Source organism: Bacteroidota bacterium (assembly GCA_016721765.1).
In the GTDB taxonomy this organism is placed as follows: domain Bacteria; phylum Bacteroidota; class Bacteroidia; order UBA4408; family UBA4408; genus UBA4408.
On the sequence record JADKHO010000004.1, the window covers coordinates 303,252 to 323,435 of the forward strand.

The following is a 20,184-nucleotide window of genomic DNA, read 5'->3' on the forward strand; positions in this document are numbered from 1 at the left end:
TGTGTCCTTATGCTCTTATGTGTGCCTACTTTTTTGGTAAATGCACAAAGTGCTGATGTGCTAAAAGCAGATGAATTGTTTGCGCAAAAAAAATACCGTGAAGCTGCAGAAGCTTATCGTTTGTTACTTACACGCGAAAATGAATATCAGCTGAGTTCAAAAATTGGGAATTGCTATTTGATTTTAGAAGAATATGCGCAAGCAGAGAACTATTATGAAAAAGTGATGCGTTACGGTCAGCGCAAAGAAATCGAGATTTTCAATTATGCCGAATGCCTAAAGAAAAATTTAAAATTTACCGATGCAAAACGTTGGTACAACGAAGCAGTATTAAAGGACCCAAAGGATAAAAATGCAAAACGAATGGCAAATTCCTGCCAAATGTTTTTAGACAATATGAAAAGTGGCGCATGCAGTATAATTAGTGCCAATAAGAATTGCTTTACCCTTGATGCCTCTTTTTCGGTTGATAATGCAGTCCCTGATTTAGTTTACCAATGGGAATTCGATAACGGCGAAAAACTAGAAGGCCAAGTTGTAAATTATTGTTTTCCGGGTGCAGGCAAACGACAAATAAAATTAAACACCTACGATAAAACAAAAAATTATTCCTTAAAAACAGATACGGTGCTCTATCTTACAATTGATGGAATTCCTATTAGCTTTAAAAATTCTGAGAGCCCTCAAATTAACGACTTAATTAATTTTGATGCTTCCAATTCACTTATTGATGGAGCTACTATTACCGACTATTTTTGGGATTTTGGAGATGGCAATCTTAGTTTGGGAAAACTAACCGAACATTCATTTAAAGCCAGCGGTACTTATACTATTAAGCTCACGGTAACTGCACAGTCAATTGATGGTAAGCAAGACATCATTTATTGTGGTTACAAGCGTATTACCGTGGAAGGCGAAAGTTACCAAGAAAAAAGTTTGTTGGATGTATTAAAGGAAGAAGCAGTTGAACGTGAGAAAGAGAAAAAAACAAAGCCTACAAAAAATCAAAAACGTTAAGTTTTTTACCGTATGATGTGTATCCGAAAAATAATTTTCCTCTTTTCTTTTTTTACGTTAAGCGTTGTGAATGCTTACGCTCAAGAGGTACCTACAAGAGGAGAAAACCTTAAATGCCTAATTACATTTGGCAAAAATGGCGACCCTTCATGGGGAGATGACGATTTCAGCCAAACCTTCTTTTTCGTAATTCCGGTGATTCAAAAAATGCCCGTTTATATTCGGGTGTATGATCCTGATGTGTTTGGCGATTTTGATGAATTTAACGGAGAGCCGGATACGAAAGTAAAATTCTCAGTGTATGGCGGAAAAGAAGCTTACAGCAACTTGGATGCACGTGCACTTTCACCCAAAGGCAATTACCAAAGTGGCGTAATGTTGGCTTCAAAAGTATTTGGAAATGAGAAAGAATACAATTTAAAATGGTACACCTTTGGCCCTTTTAATCCCACCGAAGGAGAACTTAGTAATGAACTTGGAGGCTACGTGTTTAAAGTAATTGCTGAAGGTTTAAATGGCAATGACGGAAACAATTATAAGTACTTTTTAAGTTCAAAGATGAACGATAATAATCCAATTGAAGGCGGAAATGCATTTACGTATGAGTACTCCTTTCGCTTGCAAGATGAAGTTGGTTCGGTGGCACACATTTATCCGTTTGCGGATAACAATGTAGCGTCCATTAACATCAATAATTTTGATTTTGATAACGATGGATTTATTAAAATATATTCCATTAAAAAAAACGGTCACGACATTGCCTTTTCCGGGAATAATGTGTGGGCCAAGAGCAATGTAATTATCAGCGAAGCCGAAAAAAACAAATCGCTGGATGTGCAATTAGTGAAATCGGGAAACGCAATAAACGATATGGTTTTTTATGTAACCAATCAATACAATGTACCGGTACCCTTTTTTACCGTGCCTTTGGGAGGAGTCCCAAAATACCAGTATTCCATAAAAATTACGCCTAATGGAGCGCAAAAATAAATTCAGTTACCTGCTGATATTCATTCTTGTTCCGCTTATTGTTTCTGCTCAAAAATATAGTTTTAAAAACTTTTCCATTGAGCAAGGCTTGCCTCAAGCTTATGTATATAGTATGTTTCAAAATCCGGAAGGATTCATCACAGTAAGCACAGGGAAAGGTAACGCCCTATTTAACGGTGCTACTTTTAAACCCATTGCAATTCCCAATTTAGCTGCCGAAGATTTTGTAACTGCTTCCTTTATTGATCAAGCGGGAAATATATGGTACGGTTGCTTTTCAGGAAATATTTACGCATGTGCCGGAAACAAAGAAACCAAGCTGGTGTATAAAGCCAGTAGTTTAATTACTCATTTTTGTGAAAACAAGAGCGGGGCGCTGCTAGCTACAACGCGCAGCAACGGATTGCTCCTACTCGATAATACAAAATTTTCGTGTCAAGAAATTTGTGCAGATTGTAAGGCATACATGCTCAACTCCGCCGAATTTGTAAACCGGCATTTGCTCCTTTTGGGAAGTTCAAATGGATTGCTGCTTTATTCCTTAACCGATAAAAAGATAATCCCGGCACCACAATTAAACGACTACGAAATTAATTGCATCACACAAGGCTCAATGCAAAATTTATTTTGGATTGGGACAAAAGAAAAAGGTGTTTTTGAAATTTCGATTGACGAAAATTTAAATTTTAAACTGCTGCACAACATTGCTGTTGAAGAGGGTTTATCGAGTAATAATGTGCAAAGTATTCTGCTCGATAATTCAAAAAATTTGTGGGTGGGAACGGTTGAAGGGGGTATAAATAAAATTGCTACCAATCAAAATTACAAAGTGCGCTTTTTTAATGAAGCAGCCGGATTAACTTCAGATTTTGTAAAATCTAGCTTGATTGATAATGAAGGCAACCTTTGGCTGGGAACTTACGGTGGTGGTCTTTTTCGTTTAGATATTGATCCTTTTGAATTAATTAATGTAAAAGATGGTTTACGCGACAATAACATAACTGCAATTGAATCGGATGCAGCAGGCAACTTTTGGTTTGGCACAAATCAAGGCATTACTCAACTGAATTTTGAAAAAAATCAGAGCAAGCAAATTACAGTGGATAAGGGTTTGGTGAGCGATAAAATAACGGCACTCTATTTAGATAAAGCAGCACACCGTCTATGGGTTGGAACGGCCGATAAAGGAATATGCACCCTAGAATTAGAGAATGGTAAAATAAATAATTTTAATCATCAACCTCCACTCGAAGGCGATTACATAAATGCTATCGGGAGCGATAAATTGGGAAACATTTGGATTAGTACAACACTTTCCGGAGCATATAAATTCGATGGTGAATTTACCCAATATTCCACAAAAAATGGCTTAGGACACAATTATGTTTATCAGGCTTTTGGCGACTCTAAAGGAAAAGTTTGGTTTGGAACACATGCCGGCTCCTTGAATTATTTTGATAAAGGAAAGGTGCAAGAATATAGTAGTAAACTCGGTATCAGTATTTATGACTTTAATTCCTTTTGTGAAGATAAAAATGGCAACATCTGGACTGCAACATTTGGAAATGGTTTTGTTAACATTTCTATTTCACCTAAAGTGGTTATCACCACCAATCAAGGCTTGGTTTCGAATTATTGTTATGGCATTATTTGCGACCGTGATAACAATCTTTGGGTAACTCAAAAAAATTACCTCGCAAAGTTCAACCCCATTCGTCAAAACCTAAAAACCTTTAGCAATAAGGATTTATTTGGCGATAATCAATTTAATATCAATGCCACCCATTTAGATAAGGATGGAAATGTGTGGTTGGGAAGCGTGAAAGGAGCTGTAAAATATTTGTATTCTATCTACAATACCAATAAAACAGAAGCCAAACCAAGTATTACGCATTTCCGCGTATTTAATGAAAACAAAGATCTTACAACTTACTTAACCTTACCCTATAGCAGCTATTCCGTTTCGTTTGAATTTGAAGCTTTGAGTTTCAAAAAATCAGAAGAAGTATTATACAAATACATGCTTGCCGGGCGCGACAACGACTGGTGTATGGCCACCTCCATTAAGTTTGTAAACTATGCAAATTTAGCAGATGGTGAGTATACTTTTAAATTGCTGGCGTGCAACAACGATGGATTATGGAACACCGAACCGGTTACCATTTCATTTACAATTAATCCACCCCTTTGGAAAAGTTGGTGGTTTTGGACTGTGTTGTTACTTATTTTAATAGCCACTGTTGCCATATACGTAAATATTCGCGCCAAACAACTAAAACGCCAGCGCGATGAATTACAGCGCATGGTGGATAATAAAACAAAAGAGCTTAGCCAAGAAAAAAGCTTAGTGGAATCCCAAAATAAAATTATTCGTGCTAAGAATAAGGATATACAAGACAGTATCAATTATGCTCAAAAAATTCAGGATGCCATTTTACCGGATATCAATGAGCTACGAAAAAACCTGAGCGATGTATTTATTTTATATCAACCGCGCGAAGTAGTAAGCGGCGATTTTTATTGGTACACGCAAGTGGATAATTCGATGATAATGGTGGCTGCCGATTGCACCGGACATGGAGTTCCGGGTGCTTTGATGAGCATGATTGGGAATGCATTGCTACGTGAAATTATTTTGTTGAATCAAATTTATAGTCCACATAAAATATTGTATGCATTAGATGAAGGAATTATAAGTACCCTCAACCAGGGCGGTGCGGAGAAAGAGCGCAAAGACGGGATGGCCATTTCAATTTGTAAAATTATTGCCGATAAAAAACAAATTTCATTTGCGAGTTCACAACAATCCTTAATTCATATTGGTAAAAATGGAGCGCGCGAAATTAAGGGTGAATTTTTCTCTATTGGAGATTATGAAGTAACTGATAAAAAATTTGAGAATCATCTTATTCCGTATGAGTCGGAAGATATGATTTACCTTTTTTCGGATGGGTATCTTGATCAATTTGGTGGCGCGGAAAACCGAAAGTTTATGAAAAAACGCTTTATCGATTTATTGCTCGAAATATGCCATTTAGAAGGAAGTTTTCAAAAAGCTGCACTCGAAAAAAATCTTGCTGCCTGGAAAGGCGAGAAAAACCAAACAGATGATGTGATGGTGATTGGGATTAGGTTGTAGAGCTGATTAGCCGATTAGCTGAATAGCTGATTAGCGGATTTATTGGGAATCTATGCGAACCTATTCCATCTATGTTGCTATGTGTTTATAAAAGTCAGCTTATGAAATTATATTTTGATTAATAGAACGCAGATTTATTATGATGATTATGATGAATATGATTTTCCGGGAACTGAATTAAATCTTTAAAAAACTTTCGAGCGCTAATCTATATCCATCCAAACCCAAACCAACAATACAGCCTTTTGCATTGGGAGAAATAAAGGAGGTATGCCTAAAACTTTCGCGGGCAAAAATATTTGAGATATGCACCTCAATCACCGGCGATTGAATTGCTTTCACAGCATCCCCAATAGCAACAGAAGTGTGCGTGTAGCCACCTGCATTTAAAATGATTCCATTTGCTGAAAAGCCCACCTCCTGTATTCTATTTATCAACTCGCCTTCTACATTGCTCTGAAAATAATCAATTTGATGTGTCGAAAAGTTGTTTCGCAATTCCGTTAAATAACTTTCAAAGCTCTGTGTTCCATAAATAGTTTGTTCGCGAGTGCCTAATAAATTTAAGTTAGGACCGTTGATGATGACAAAATGCATAGCTTTGAGTTTTGGATAATTTAGACAATAATAAAAAAGAAATCTCATTTTCTCCCTTTTTCACTGCTAAAGTGACTAAAGTTTAGCACGTATCATGAACTGGAAAATTTATATCAAAGGTTACTCCTCTTATCTGAAATTGGAACGCTCACTTTCCGAAAATTCGATTGAAGCCTATGAGCACGATGTGGAAAAATTTGTTCAGTTCTTGGAATTTAAAAAAATGGAGTTATCACCCAAACAAGTTGAGCTGAGCCATTTGCGTGAATTTTTGATTTGGACCAATGAATTGGGAATGAGTGCACGCACGCAAGCTAGGGTAATTTCAGGCATAAAATCGTTTTATAAATACTTGTTGGTTGAAAATATTTTGGATTCCGACCCAACCACTTTACTAGAAGCACCCCGATTGGGCAGAAAGCTACCGGAAGTGCTTAGCATTGAAGAAATAAATGCACTCATTGATGGAATTGATTTAAGCAAAAATGAAGGTACACGCAACAAAGCCATGCTCGAAACCCTTTACAGCTCAGGATTGCGGGTAAGTGAATTGGTAAATCTTAAAATTTCGACCGTTTTTCCAAGGGAAGGATTTTTAAAAGTGATTGGAAAAGGAAATAAGGAACGCATTGTTCCCATTGGTAAGGTTGCCTTAAAGCAAATCGATATTTATCTCACGAAAGTGAGAAGCAAAGTAACACCGGCCAAAGAAGACGGAGACACACTGTTTTTAAATAACCGCGGTAAAAAACTCACACGTGTGATGGTTTTTACCATAATTAAACGTCTTGCCATCCAAATTAATTTGGGCAAAAATATAAGTCCGCATACATTCCGCCACTCGTTTGCAACCCATTTAATTGATGGAGGAGCCGATTTGAGGGCGGTGCAAGATATGCTCGGCCATGAAAGTATTACTACTACCGAAATTTATACCCATCTAGACCGAGAATATTTACGCGATGCAATTATGCAATTTCACCCTAGAGCTAAAATGCATTGAACGCCAAAACAAGCGCGATGCAGCACTTCATTTCCACAACAAATTTTAACTTTAATATTTCACTCATTTTCTTATCTTTGCACGATGTTTAAAAAAGTAGCTCTACTTTTCTTTTCAATTGCCCTAATCACTTTAGCTTCGTGTAACAAATACAATCGCTTGCTGAAGAGTTCTGACTTTGAGTTAAAATACACCAAAGCAGTGGAGTATTATGGCAAAAAAAATTACGTGAAAGCGCTTCCTTTATTTGAAGAGTTGATGACTGTGTATCGCGGTACTGCAAAGGCTGAACAAGTGAGCTATTACTACGCGTATTGCAATTTTGGATTGGAAGATTATTTATTGGCCAGTTACCACTTGAAGAATTTTGTAAAAACATTTCCCAACAGTGAGTATGCCGAAGAAGCACAATTTACCAGTGCTTATTGCTATTATTTAGATTCACCGGTGTATAGTTTAGATCAAGAAAATACCATAAAAGCAATTAACGAATTTCAGTTGTTTGTGAACATGTATCCCAACAGCGCGCGTATTAAGGATTGCAACGATTATATTGATTTACTGCGTCGCAAATTAGAGCGTAAAGCCTATGAAAATGCGACTTTATATTTTAACATTGAAGATTATAAAGCATCGATGCAAGCATTTCGAAATTTATTAAAAGATTTTCCGGACAACCCTTATCGGGAAGAAGCTAATTTTATGATATTAAAGTCTAATTATTTATTAGCTAAAAACAGTATCCCCGAAAAGAAACAAGAACGTTATAAATCTACGATTGAAGTTTATTATAAATTCATCGACAACTACAAAGACAGCAAATACCTGCAAGAAGCAGAAATTATTTTTGAGTCTGCGCAAAAACAATTATCAAAAGAATCAAAAGAAAAACAAGCCAAATCATAAATTAACAAATCCATACAATGAGTTACAAAAAAACAGCAGCCGAATCGTCAACTATCACGCGTGATTTAAGAGACCTGGATCAAAAAACCGGCAACATTTATGAAACGTTAGCTATCATCGCTAAGCGTGCCAACCAAATCAGCACCGAGATGAAAGAAGAGTTGAACAACAAGTTGAGCGAATTTGCAACCTCCAGTGATAATTTAGAGGAAGTATTCGAAAACCGTGAACAAATAGAGGTTTCGAAACATTATGAAAAACTTCCTAAACCGGTTTTAATTGCCATTCAGGAATATGCTGAGGATAAAATTTATTCTCGCAACCCAAGCAAAGAAGTTCAGCAATAATTTTTGCTTTCATTCCATACTCCGGCTGTTATCTTCCTTTGTATAGGCTGATGGCAGCCGGATTGTTTTCATAACTGCTTGAAACGATGCTTCGAAATAAAAAGATAGTATTACTCGTTACTGCCAGCATAGCTGCTTATAAAGCTGCTGTTTTAGTGCGACTATTAATAAAAGAAGGAGCGCAAGTAAAAGTGATTTTAACACCCCAAGCAAAAGACTTTATCACACCGCTTACTCTATCTACATTATCCAAAAACCCTGTTTTATCAGAATTTACCAGGGGAAATTCCGGTGAATGGAACAACCACGTAGAACTTGGCTTATGGGCTGATGTGATGTTGGTTGCACCTGCGTCGGCGAATACAATTGCAAAAATGGCTTATGGCTTGTGCGACAATTTAGCACTTGCGGTTTACTTATCGGCCAAATGCCCCGTTATTATTGCTCCTGCGATGGATTTAGATATGTATCGACATCCTGCCACGCTAGCCAATTTAAGTACTTTGAAAAAGTATGGAAATCAAATCATTGCAAGCAATTACGGTGAATTAGCAAGTGGTTTGGTAGGTGAAGGACGCATGGCAGAGCCCGAAGAAATTCGCGATTTTGTAAGCACTTATTTTTCGAAAAACCTTCCGCTTGCCGGAAAAACTGCCTTGGTAACCGCCGGACCAACGTATGAAGCCATTGACGCCGTGCGCTTTTTAGGAAATAACAGCAGTGGTAAAATGGGCATTGCCATAGCCGAAGCTTTAGCCAATCAAGGTGCTCAGGTGCATTTAGTAATTGGACCATCTGCTTTAAAAACAGAAAACCCTTCCATTAAAAGAACAGATGTAGTTTCGGCGGAAGACATGTGGAAAGCAAGTGAATCACTTTTTAAACAGGCTGATATTGCAGTGCTATCGGCCGCGGTGGCTGATTTTAAACCTAAATCTGTTCAAACCAAAAAAATAAAAAAAGCAAGTGGATTTAATTCCATTGAACTGGTTGAAACCGTTGATATTTTGGCTTCATTAGGTAAACTCAAAAAGAAACATCAAATTTTAGTTGGCTTTGCTTTGGAGACTGACAATGAAATTGAAAATGCTAAACTAAAAATTAAGAAAAAGAACCTCGATTTTATTGTGCTAAACTCCTTGAATGATAAGGGTGCCGGCTTTAAACACGATACCAATAAAATTACAATAATTGATGCTCAAAATAAAATTCAGAAATTTGAGTTAAAATCGAAGCAGGAAGTTGCCCAAGATATTGTGACAAAAATTAAAGCCTATTTTAAAAAATAAAAACGCATGAAAATCAAGTTGAATAAAATTTCCCTTGTTGTAATTGCCCTTCTACTTTGCTCCATCACCTCTACTTTTGCCCAAGAATTAAACTGCTCCATAACCGTAAACTCAAGTCAAATTTCGGGGACAGATAAAAAGATTTATGCTACCATGCAAAAATCGTTTTTTGAATTCATGAACGGAACAAAATGGACCAATGATATTTTTAAAACGGAAGAACGGATTGAATGCAGTATGTTGATTAACATTACCGAACGCCCGAGTGTAGATGAGTTTAAAGCAACCATGCAATTGCAAATTCGACGTCCCATTTATAAAACTTCTTATAGCAGTAACTTGCTTAATTACATGGACAATGAATTCACTTTTAAATATGTAGAATTTCAACCTATCGAATTTAATGAGAGCACGTATAGCAGTAATTTAAGTTCTATGTTGGCATTTTATGCTTATATGATTTTGGGTATTGATTACGATAGTTTTTCGCTATCGGGCGGGCAACCCTATTTTGTGAAAGCTCAAGCAATTACTAATAATGCTCAATCCTCGAGCGACAAAGGTTGGAAATCGTTTGAAGACAATAAAAACCGCTATTGGTTTATAGAGAACATGATGAATTCGAATTTTAAGCTTATTCGTCACGCAATGTATAAATATCACCGCACCGGTTTGGATTTGATGAGTTCGAATTTAGAAGATGGGCGCACCAACATTTTAAATTGTATTGAAGATTTAAAAACAACTTATAGTGTGAGCCCTAACTCCTATTTGATGCAGGTATTTTTTAATGCTAAAGCAGATGAGTTGGTAAATATTTTCACCCCCGCTTTTCCCGATCAAAAGGGAAAAATTGTAACCACCCTTAATTTAATTGACCCCGGAAACTCGAGTAAATACGGGAAAATTATGGGAAATTGAGAAAAGAGTTAATTTTGGTTTCCCAGTTTCAAGCTACTTAAAATAGAACGCGGATGGCGCGGATTAAAGGATTTACGCGGATTTTTTTAAGCGCTATTAACCCAAACCATTTATTAAAAAAATTCGGCATGCGTCGGGTTTAAGCCAAAACCTTACTTTACTTTTTTATCATCCAAAAATAATCCACCAGCCTCCAATAATATTTTTGATATTTGAGGGGAAATAAATTTGCCTTATGCTTCAGCATTTATCCATTCGCAATTACGCTTTAATTGAAAGCCTTGACATTGATTTGAGTGACGGCTTAACCATTATTACTGGAGAAACGGGTGCCGGAAAATCAATTTTATTGGGAGCGCTATCTTTACTTATTGGCAACAGAGCCGATACCGGAACCTTGCGCGATAAAACCAAAAAGTGCATTGTAGAAGCACAATTTGCGATTGAAAAATATGCCCTTCTCCCCTTCTTCGAAAAATATGAATTGGATTATAATAAGCTAAGTACTATTCGTCGTGAGATAAATCCTGCAGGCGTTTCCAGAGCTTTTATTAACGATACACCTGTAAATTTAGCGCAATTAAAAGAAATTGGTTTGGCATTGGTAGATGTACATTCTCAGCACCAAAGCATTGCCTTGAATGAAGCGGAACTTCAAATTTCTTTGGTAGATGTATTTGCACAACACAAAGCTAAATTAAGCAGCTATCAGAGTGATTTCACTGCCTATAAAAAGTTAAAGCAAAACTTGGCCTTGATGGAAGAACAAGATGCACAAGCTAAGAAAGATTTGGATTATTATCAATTTCAGTTTAACGAATTGGAAGATGCGCAGCTTAAAAGTGATGAGCTCAGCAACATGGAGCAAGAATCTGAAACTTTGACCCATGCCGAATCCATAAAAAAAGCACTAAACTCATCGGCATACTTGCTTAATCAAAGCGACAGCAATGCCTTGAATGCATTGGCAGAAATAAAAAATTTATTAGCCGGAATCTCAAAATACAATGCCAGTGTTTCAGAAATCGCTGCACGCATCAATAGTGCTTACATTGAGCTAAAAGATATTTTAAGTGAATTAGAAAGCTTAGAACAAGACATTGTATTTAATCCCGCAAGGCTCGAAGAAATTGAAAACCGACTGAATTTAATTTATCGCTTACAACAAAAACACCGCGTAAAAAGCATTGCAGAATTAACGCAAATTCAGGATGAATTGTCGGAAAAGATTTTAGCCATTAATAATCTGGATGAGCTCATTCACAAAGCAAAATTGGAAATTGAAAGATTAGAAAAACAACTTACAAGCAAGGCCGAGGAACTTTCGAAAAAACGCAAGGCTTCTTCAGCACAAATGGAGAAACAAATTCGCTCGCTATTAAGTGATTTGGGAATGCCCAATGCCAATTTAGCTATACAAATTAATGCGGCTGCAGAGTTTAACACTTATGGGAAAGATAAAATTCAATTTCTATTCTCGGCCAATAAAGGCAGCGAAATGAAAGAGTTGAGTAAGGTTGCCTCCGGAGGTGAATTATCGCGCTTGCTGCTCAGTTTAAAATCCTTATTGGCCCAATCGGCAGCTTTGCCCACCATTATTTTTGATGAAATTGATACAGGTGTATCGGGTGAAGTAGCCAACAAAGTCGGAAACATTCTTGAAAAAATGGCCAATGAAATGCAAGTGATTAGCATCACCCATCTTCCGCAAATCGCCAGTAAAGGCAAGGAGCATTTGTATGTTTATAAAGACGAGCAGAAGGATAAAACGGTTACTCACATTAAAAAATTAACTAAGCAAGAGCGTGTTCATGAAATTGCGCAAATGCTTAGCAGTAGCTCCCCTACTGTTGCTGCAATTAATAATGCTAAGGAGTTGTTGAAGCATTAGATAGAAGCAAAACAATTGCCCTTGCCATGTTTTGAGTTTTTAAAAGATTATATTAATAACTATTAAAATGATTAGCCTTAAAATGATTCGAGGTAAGCACCCAACATTTATTAAAGCATTTCAAGTTTCTTTCCCCTAAAAAAAATATATTTGTACCTGAACTCAAAACAAGATTTATGAACTACAATTTGCTAAAAGGAAAAAGAGGAATTATTTCAGGAGCCTTGGATAGTAATTCCATTGCTTGGAAAGTAGCTGAACGTGCGCATGCCGAAGGTGCTATTTTTACGCTTACCAATGCTCCGGTGGCGATGCGAATGGGTGAAATAAAAAAGTTGGCGGAAGATTGCAAGGCCGAAGTTATAGGAGCAGATGCTACCTCCATCCCCGATTTAGAAAATCTATTTAGTAAATCGCAAGAAGTATTGGGTGGTAAAATTGATTTTGTTTTACACTCAATCGGCATGAGCCCCAACTTGCGTAAAAGCTTGCCTTATACCGATTTGAATTACGATTTTTATGCAAAGAGCTTGGATGTTTCAGCCATGAGTTTGCATAAAATGATGACTGTTGCTAAAAAACAAGATGCCTTAAACGAATGGGCTTCTGTGGTGGCATTAAGCTATATCGCAGCACAGCGCACTTATTCTTTCTATGGTGATATGGCGGATGCAAAAGCGATGCTGGAATCGGTTGCCCGCAGCTTTGGGTATCATTATGGAAAAGCAAAAAAAGTTCGCATCAATACTGTTTCTCAATCCCCGACTAAAACTACGGCTGGTGGCGGTATTAAAGGCTTTGATAATTTTTATCAGTTTGCCGATAAACTTTCACCTTTAGGAAATGCAAGCGCTGAAGCTTGCGCAGATTATTGCATTACCTTGTTTTCGGATTTAACACGAATGGTAACCATGCAAAATTTGTTTCACGATGGCGGGTATTCTACTACAGGAATCAGTGAGGAGTTGATGGCAATGTTTGAAAAAGAGTAATTCGAAATCTTGCTTCCCTTAAAAAAAATAGTTTGTTTTTTCTTTGTTCACGCGCTTGTGTTATCAGCATTTGCGCAAGATGAACAAGAGATGAAACCAATTGTGCCATCCCGTTTTCAGTTTAAAGCCAATGTGGCTATCCCTAGTTTAGTTGGCAACAAAGCTTTACGTGCCAGCTTTAGAGGTGTTTACGAAGGTACCGCTAATTTGCAACTGCGGTTATTTAACGGTGTTTACTTGGGTGCACATGGCTCATATACCGGTTTTAAAATATCGCCCGAAAAAATTGCCAATTTAAATTCCGAATGTCGCACCGCGGGAGCCGGACTGAATTTAGGCTACGAAAAATTTAGTATGCCGCGTGTGATGTGGTATGTAAATTTTGCTTCAGGATACAATTGGATAAATTATTTTAGGGTGCAATGCCCCGATAGTATTGCCCCAGAGCTCCACCATTTGGCCTGGAGTTACAGACCTAGTGCCGGTTTTTGCTATTATTCCGATGATAATTTCTCACTTGGATTATCGGTTGCCTATACTTTTTTAATGAATGAATTTGATCCAACAAGCATTTGCTTGGATAAGTTTAAAGCATACAAAAAAGACGATTCAAAAGGATACACGAATTATTTTTCGATTGGAGTAACGCTTAATTTTAACCTTCGAAAAGATATGTTTAATGGGAATGGAAGCAGTGAGAGTGATGGGGAGGAGGATAATTGAGATTTGAGTATTGAGATTTGAGATTCGGGATTTGGGATTTAGGAATTGGGATTTTACATATTGGAATTTAGTACTGTTGCCAAAATCGCTAGAATTGCCGGTAGTGCTTGAACATAAAAAATTGTTTTTTGCACGGTAACTGCACCGTAAATCCCCGCCACGCTTACACATCCTAAGAAAAAATAAGCCACATTTGCTGACCAATACACATCGCTGATACAGAGCGACCAAATTAATCCTGCTGCTAAAAAACCATTGTATAATCCTTGATTTGCGGCCAAACCTTTAGTGGGTTCGAAGAGATGTGCCGGAAAACTTTTAAATGTTTTTTTTCCAACGGTAGTCCAGGCAAACATTTCGATATATAAAAAATACAAGTGTTCCAGTGCAACAATTGAAATCAGAATTTTGGAAATCAAGGCCATTTTTATTTTTTCGCTAAAATTTTAATATCATTTACTTCCAAAATTTGCTTGTCATAACCTTTTGAAGCAGCATGAATCATAGCTAATCCGAGTTCACTCAAGGTGGAAACAAAGTTTGGTAAAACTGTTCTAAAAAAAGGATACATCCACGAAATGTATTTGTAATAAGGTAAGGTATTTTTTAATCCTGGTGTAGGATGCATATAACCTGGACGAAAATTATATGCTTTTTTAAAGGGTAGTTTCATTAAATCATTTTCAGTCTTTCCTTTTACACGCGCCCACATAGAGCGGCCTTTTTCGCTGCTATCAGTTGCTGATCCCGAGATGTAACAAAAAACCATTTCAGGATTTAATTTGGATACTGTTTCTGCAACATGCATTGTTAGCGTATAGGTAAGTTTATAATACGCCTCTTCCTTCATCCCCACAGAAGAAACTCCCAAGCAAAAAAAGCAAGCATTGTAGCCAATAAGTTCATTTTTAATAGCTGACATATCGAAGAAATCGGAATGAATAATTTCTTTCAGTTTGGGATGTACCACTCCACACGCTTTTCGCCCAATTACCAAAACTGCCTCCACCTCACCGTGTTGCAGGCATTCGTGGAGTACACCCTCTCCCACCATTCCGGTAGCACCGGTAAGAATTGCTCTAATTTTCATACTTATTTTTCTTCATTTAAGAAGTGAAAGTACTAAAATCCTTGCATTCAAATCGCTATATTTGTAATACCATTAAACACCGTATATGACAAAAATAATTTCTACACTCTTTCTCGTATTTTACCTCTCGATTAGCGGCATTGCTCAAAAATTGCCAAGACAAATGCAATTGAGTTCCGACGGTAGAATGCTCACTACTGGTCAAAAAGCCAACAACTCATTTTACAACCAAAACAGCATTCCAATCCTCTACCTTAATTTTAGTGATACGGCTAATTTTTGGCAAGACATGATTTTATACCATGATTCGCTCAAAGATTATCCGGCTACTTTAATTTACAATGGAGTGACCTACGACAGTGTGGGCGTGCGTTTCAAAGGAAATTCATCCTACGAAAACATTGGGAATTCCTTAAAAAAATCATTTAACATTTCGCTCAATGCCTTTATTGAAGGGCAAGGTATAAACGGATATAACACATTAAATTTAAACAATTGTTACGACGATCCTTCCTTTATGCGGGAAGTGTTTTTCGAAAATCAAATCAAGCAACATATCCCGGCCGCTCAAACAAATTTTGCGCATCTATATATTAACGGCGCCGATTGGGGATTGTATGCCAATGTGCAACAGTTAAATCGAGATTTTCAAAAAGAGTGGTTTATGAGCGATGAAGGAGCAAATTTTCGTGCATCGCGACCGCCGGGCAGCACCGGTTCAGGCAGTGTAATAAAAGCATCCTTCTTAAATTTAGGTCAGGATACGGCTGAGTATCAAAAATTTTACACACTAAAATCGAGCGAAACAATTGATCCATGGACCAAACTAAAAGATTTTTGTACCGCTTTGGATACCATTGCTCCGGCTCGAAAAGTTGCCGCACTGAGCCAATATTTGGATATTGACAGGGCGCTTTGGTTTTTGGCCAGTGAAATTGCGTTTAATGATTTTGACAGTTACATCGAAAAAGGGAAAAACGATTTTTATGTGTATTACGAAAAAGAAACCGGGCGTTTTGCTCCACTCGAATTTGATGGGAACGATGTAATGGATACACATTATGTGAATGCAGTGAGTGCCTTGCGACACACAACCGACACACTTTTTCCGCTTATGAGTAAAATTATTGGAGTGCCCGAAATTCGCCAACGCTATTTGGCACACATGCGTACTTTGGTTGCCGATGAACAGGATACAACAAGCGCCTTTCCTTGGATTGATAATGCGTTTTCAATGATAGATAGCATTGTGTTTGCCGATACCATAAAATTATATAGCTATGCTGCTTTTCAAAATTCACCCGGCATTTTAAAATATTATTTGCGCAACAGGCGCTTAAAAATGCTCAACAATTCGGAGGTTGATAATGTGGGACCGATAATTACGGATGTTAGACTGTATAGCGATAGCCTGCTCTGGAAACAACCGGAAGCGAATCATGCCGTACAAATTAGGGCTCAAATAAATTCAGGAAATGGAATTAGCAAAGTAATACTCCATTCGGCTACAGGCTTGGTTGGGAATTTTAATAAGACCCAAATGTTTGACGATGGTTTGCATAACGATAGCCTTGCCGGTGATGGAATATATGCAGCTACATTAGTGGGGCAAAGCGGTGGAACATGGGTACGTTATTATGTGGAAGCAGCCTCCAACAACACCGCTAAAACGGTAAGTTTTGAACCACCTGGTGCAGAGCACAATATTTTTATTTACCTAGTAAAACCAGCTATTGCAGCCGATAGTACAAGTATTGTGATTAATGAAATAATGGCACGCAACAATACAACCGTTACAGATAGCGCCGGACAATATGAGGATTGGATTGAGCTTTATAATAACAGCAATCAGGCTGTGGATATTAGTGGCTATTATTTAACCGACAATGAATTTAATTTAACCAAATGGCAAATCCCGCAAGGCACTATTTTAAATGCAAATGAGTATTTAATTATTTGGGCGGATGAAGATGGGGCCCAAGGAAATTTGCATGCCAACTTTAAATTTTCGGCTAATGGAGAAACCTTAATTATATTGAATGCACAAGGCGAATTGGTAAATAAAATTTCTTTCGGCCCACAATCACCGGATATTAGTTATGCCCGCATACCCAATGGAAATGGCCCGTTTGCAGCGCAATTCCCAACTTTTGGAATTAACAATAATCCAAAGCCACAAGTTGGATTTTTTACGAGTATCACCAATGGATGTGGTACAGCGAATGTGAGCTTTTTTAATACTTCTGTAAATGCAAGTGATTACGTTTGGGATTTTGGCGACAATTCACCAACATCCACAGCAGTTAATCCTACTCATATTTACACTTCCCCTGGAAATTTCACCGTTACTTTACAAGCCAATGGTGGTGGATGGACGGTGATTGATTCCTTGCCCAATAGTGTGCAGGTAAATCCCTTACCGGTATTTGATTTTGGTGTAGATACAATTTATGCACCTTCCGTTAATTATTTGCTTGAAGCCGGAAATGGCTTCACTTCATATTCCTGGAATACCGGCGATCTTACACAAGGAATTTTGCTTAGCACCAGTGGCAATTATTGTGTGGTGGTGGGCGATGTAAATGGATGTACCGATACTGCTTGCGTGTATTTGAAATTTCCATTGGCTTTGCCACAAGCATCCTATACGGCTAATAATACGCAAGGCTGTGCTGCGCTATATGTAAGTTTCACCAACACTTCTATTAATGGGGTTAACTATATATGGGATTTTGGTGATGCTAGTCCAATTTCAACGGACGAAAACCCGGAGCATGCCTTTAATGGAGCAGGTATTTACAATGTAAGTTTATCGGCCATAAATGCTATTGACACTTCTGTATTTATTAGCAGCATTAGTGTTTTTCCTAATCCGGTTTTTTCCTTTGCGTCAGATACCATTCATGCTCCAAACGCCACCTTACTTTTGGATGCCGGAACCGGTTTCACATCTTATGCATGGAACACCGGGGAAATAACACAAGCCATTACGGTTGATTCTAATGCCAACTATTGTGTTGTGGTTATGAACCAATTTGCTTGTGCAGATACGGATTGTGTATATATAACTGTAAACGGATTAGGATTAAATTCCATGAATGAAGAAGTCCTGCAAACACTCTTTCCAAATCCTGCCAGTGATTTTGTGTTGCTAAGTTCTTCTTCCGCAAAAAACGAAAAAATTGAAATTTATAGTGCTCAAGGTGCATTAGTTTATCGCTCACATTTCACTGCTCAAATTCGTATCGAAACCAATAATTGGGCTGAAGGAATTTATTTGGTGAAAAATGGGGAGCATAATTTTAGGAAATTGGTGATTCAGCGATAGTGCGGTTTCTATTGCCGCTGGCGAAGAAAACGCACATGTTGAGTGCTATATAAATTTGTGTGTAACTATTGTCATTTTTCTTGCAATTGATGTTGATTGTAAATTTCGACCAGATACTTAATGATGAAGTAGCTAATACGCACTATAACTGTATTTGATGTTGGCATTTCATATGCATCCAAAAGTATTTTGTAATATCTTATTAGTTTCAGTTTATTTGTCGAATTAACTTTCTTCAATAATCACAAACAATAAAATACGCTTCCAAAATGAAATCAACTTTTTATCAATTGTCGATTCTTCTTTTAATTTTAATTTCATGCGCTGAGAAAAAAACAACTAATCCTATAACTGAACTTGTAAAACAAAACAGCATGTCTTTTAAAAGTGGATACTTGGATGTGAATGGACTTAAAATGTACTACGAAATTTATGGTGCCGGCAAACCATTGGTTTTAGTGCATGGTGGAGGCTCAACAATTCAAACAAGCTTTGAAAAAATTATTCCTTTGCTTTCAAAAAACAGACAAGTAATAGCTTTGGAAATACAAGCACACGGACGTACTAGCGACCGAAACGCGGACATTAGCTTTGAACAAGACGCAGATGATATCGCAACGCTTCTTAAAAATTTACATATTTCCCAGGCCGATTTTTTTGGCTTTAGTAACGGAGGTACTACCGTTTTACAACTGGCCATCAGACATCCACAACTCATTAACAAAATGATTTTGGGTTCAGCATTAGCAAAACGAAATGGGGTTCCTGAATGGTTTTGGAATTTTATGGATCAGGCCAAATTAGAAAATATGCCGGAGCAATTAAAACTTGGATACAAAAAAGTGGCCGCAGATTCAAATGGCTTACAAGTGATGCACGACAGGGATGCAAAGCGCATGCAAAATTTCAAGGACATTCCGGATGCACAAATCAAAGCTATTAAATCCCCTACTCTAATTATTAACGGAGACAAAGATGTTATTACACCTGAACATGCGTTAGAACTTCATCGTCAAATTGAACATTCAGAATTAGCCATTATCCCTGGTGGGCATGGAGAATACATGGGAGAAATTACAACTTTAAAACCCGACTTTAAGGAAAGTGAAATGATTGTTCCGATTATTGAAAAATTCTTGAACAGCCATGTAATTAAGCATTAATAGGAATTTTGGAAATAAAAGACAAACATCAGAAATTGATTCTTTAAAAAAATCCTCCACAAAATTCCTGGACTTCTTAAACTGCCAACTGGAAAGGGTTTAGGTCTTTTTCAAACTCGTAAATACCAAATCATTTAAAAAAGCAATAATATCACTTTCCTCCTTCGATTTACCAAAATCGGTAAGCGAGGGTAAATGATTCATAAAGAAGTTTTGAAAATGTGCCATTTCAATAATGGTGGATGCCAATGATTTTGGATATTTATACTTAGGATTGCATTCTTTAATAACACTGCCAATCAATGCACAAAGTTCTTTATAAGGTTTAAAAAATTGTTGCTTGTTGTCCTCCCCTACTTGTTTCGTTAGATAGGCTTTTGAACCCTCCGATATGATAATTTTGTGCAGCAAACTTTCGTTGATATAATTGGTTTGCATATCGTCTTCCACTGCAGTGGATAACAGTTTGATGATACGTTTCAATTTTATAGACGGGTCTTTAATATTGTTGGTGTGAAAACTTATTTGATACGCTAACCAGCCCCAATACCAAGCGGTTAAATAAAGCAACAATTTATGTTTGTTTTCAAAATAACGGTAAACGCCTGCTTCTGTGGTGCCAATATCTTCAGCCAGTTTCTTAAAGGTAAACACTTCAAAACCTAATTTATAGATCAGTTGAATACTATGTTTAAGGATATTCCTGCCTAATTCGGAATCTTCGGGATTTCGGAGGAACAAAGCCTCATTCATTTTAATCTGTAAGTGTAACTTCATTTGAGGGTTTA

Annotated in this window: 17 protein-coding genes; 13 read left to right on the top strand and 4 right to left on the bottom strand. The window is 37.2% G+C overall.

What is annotated here, in order from left to right; all coding sequences use genetic code 11:
* Positions 1-9 precede the first annotated feature (9 nt).
* Genes IPP32_15380 through IPP32_15390 form a run of 3 tightly spaced genes read left to right on the top strand, consistent with a single transcriptional unit; the run spans position 10 to position 5,146 of the window.
* Entirely contained in the window at positions 10-1,017 is a 1,008-nt protein-coding gene (locus tag IPP32_15380) for a PKD domain-containing protein (GenBank protein ID MBL0049467.1), read from the top strand.
* Positions 1,018-1,029: 12 nt separating this feature from the next.
* The gene (locus IPP32_15385) at positions 1,030-2,007 is read left to right on the top strand and encodes a hypothetical protein (protein MBL0049468.1); all 978 of its coding nucleotides are present in this window, start codon (positions 1,030-1,032) and stop codon (positions 2,005-2,007) included.
* Positions 1,991-5,146 carry a SpoIIE family protein phosphatase gene (locus IPP32_15390; protein ID MBL0049469.1) on the top strand — a complete coding sequence of 1,052 codons (3,156 nt, stop codon included), beginning with the start codon at positions 1,991-1,993 and terminating at the stop codon, positions 5,144-5,146. The genes IPP32_15385 and IPP32_15390 overlap by 17 nt, the downstream gene beginning before the upstream one ends.
* Before the next feature lie 177 nt (positions 5,147-5,323).
* On the opposite strand, the gene aroQ is transcribed toward IPP32_15390, so the two are convergent.
* Positions 5,324-5,743, bottom strand: a complete 420-nt coding sequence (gene aroQ / locus IPP32_15395; protein ID MBL0049470.1) for a type II 3-dehydroquinate dehydratase — start codon at positions 5,741-5,743, stop codon at positions 5,324-5,326.
* Positions 5,744-5,837: 94 nt separating this feature from the next.
* On the opposite strand from aroQ, the gene xerD reads away from it, so the two are divergent.
* The 8 genes from xerD (at position 5,838) to IPP32_15435 (ending at position 13,815) form a co-directional block, all read left to right on the top strand.
* Entirely contained in the window at positions 5,838-6,746 is a 909-nt protein-coding gene (xerD, locus tag IPP32_15400; GenBank protein MBL0049471.1) for a site-specific tyrosine recombinase XerD, read from the top strand.
* Positions 6,747-6,830: 84 nt separating this feature from the next.
* On the top strand, positions 6,831-7,652 hold the full coding sequence (bamD, locus tag IPP32_15405) for an outer membrane protein assembly factor BamD (GenBank protein ID MBL0049472.1): 822 nt from the start codon (positions 6,831-6,833) through the stop codon (positions 7,650-7,652).
* Positions 7,653-7,669: 17 nt separating this feature from the next.
* Complete coding sequence (locus IPP32_15410) at positions 7,670-7,999, top strand: DNA-directed RNA polymerase subunit omega (protein ID MBL0049473.1); 330 nt, start codon at positions 7,670-7,672, stop codon at positions 7,997-7,999.
* Positions 8,000-8,085: 86 nt separating this feature from the next.
* The gene (gene coaBC / locus IPP32_15415; protein ID MBL0049474.1) at positions 8,086-9,288 is read left to right on the top strand and encodes a bifunctional phosphopantothenoylcysteine decarboxylase/phosphopantothenate--cysteine ligase CoaBC; all 1,203 of its coding nucleotides are present in this window, start codon (positions 8,086-8,088) and stop codon (positions 9,286-9,288) included.
* A 6-nt stretch (positions 9,289-9,294) separates the two neighbouring features.
* Positions 9,295-10,209, top strand: coding sequence for a DUF4835 family protein (locus IPP32_15420; protein ID MBL0049475.1), 915 nt, complete (start codon positions 9,295-9,297; stop codon positions 10,207-10,209).
* A gap of 235 nt (positions 10,210-10,444) precedes the next feature.
* On the top strand, positions 10,445-12,100 hold the full coding sequence (gene recN / locus IPP32_15425) for a DNA repair protein RecN (protein ID MBL0049476.1): 1,656 nt from the start codon (positions 10,445-10,447) through the stop codon (positions 12,098-12,100).
* 176 nt (positions 12,101-12,276) lie between these two features.
* Complete coding sequence (locus tag IPP32_15430; protein ID MBL0049477.1) at positions 12,277-13,092, top strand: SDR family oxidoreductase; 816 nt, start codon at positions 12,277-12,279, stop codon at positions 13,090-13,092.
* Between the two features lie 90 nt (positions 13,093-13,182).
* A complete protein-coding gene (locus IPP32_15435) occupies positions 13,183-13,815 on the top strand; it encodes a DUF3575 domain-containing protein (protein MBL0049478.1) in 633 nt (210 codons plus the stop codon).
* A 53-nt stretch (positions 13,816-13,868) separates the two neighbouring features.
* On the opposite strand, the gene IPP32_15440 is transcribed toward IPP32_15435, so the two are convergent.
* Both IPP32_15440 and IPP32_15445 read right to left on the bottom strand, forming a co-directional pair.
* Positions 13,869-14,240, bottom strand: coding sequence for a DUF1304 domain-containing protein (locus IPP32_15440; GenBank protein MBL0049479.1), 372 nt, complete (start codon positions 14,238-14,240; stop codon positions 13,869-13,871).
* A gap of 2 nt (positions 14,241-14,242) precedes the next feature.
* Positions 14,243-14,905: an NAD-dependent epimerase/dehydratase family protein gene (locus tag IPP32_15445; protein ID MBL0049480.1), complete on the bottom strand. Its 663-nt coding sequence runs from the start codon at positions 14,903-14,905 to the stop codon at positions 14,243-14,245.
* An 85-nt stretch (positions 14,906-14,990) separates the two neighbouring features.
* Here IPP32_15445 and IPP32_15450 point away from each other — a divergent pair, with 85 nt between their 5' ends.
* Together IPP32_15450 and IPP32_15455 are read left to right on the top strand one after the other, a co-directional pair.
* The gene (locus IPP32_15450; protein ID MBL0049481.1) at positions 14,991-18,233 is read left to right on the top strand and encodes a CotH kinase family protein; all 3,243 of its coding nucleotides are present in this window, start codon (positions 14,991-14,993) and stop codon (positions 18,231-18,233) included.
* A 269-nt stretch (positions 18,234-18,502) separates the two neighbouring features.
* Positions 18,503-19,396 carry an alpha/beta hydrolase gene (locus IPP32_15455; protein ID MBL0049482.1) on the top strand — a complete coding sequence of 298 codons (894 nt, stop codon included), beginning with the start codon at positions 18,503-18,505 and terminating at the stop codon, positions 19,394-19,396.
* 99 nt (positions 19,397-19,495) lie between these two features.
* On the opposite strand, the gene IPP32_15460 is transcribed toward IPP32_15455, so the two are convergent.
* Positions 19,496-20,173 carry a TetR/AcrR family transcriptional regulator gene (locus tag IPP32_15460; GenBank protein MBL0049483.1) on the bottom strand — a complete coding sequence of 226 codons (678 nt, stop codon included), beginning with the start codon at positions 20,171-20,173 and terminating at the stop codon, positions 19,496-19,498.
* Positions 20,174-20,184: the final 11 nt, after the last annotated feature.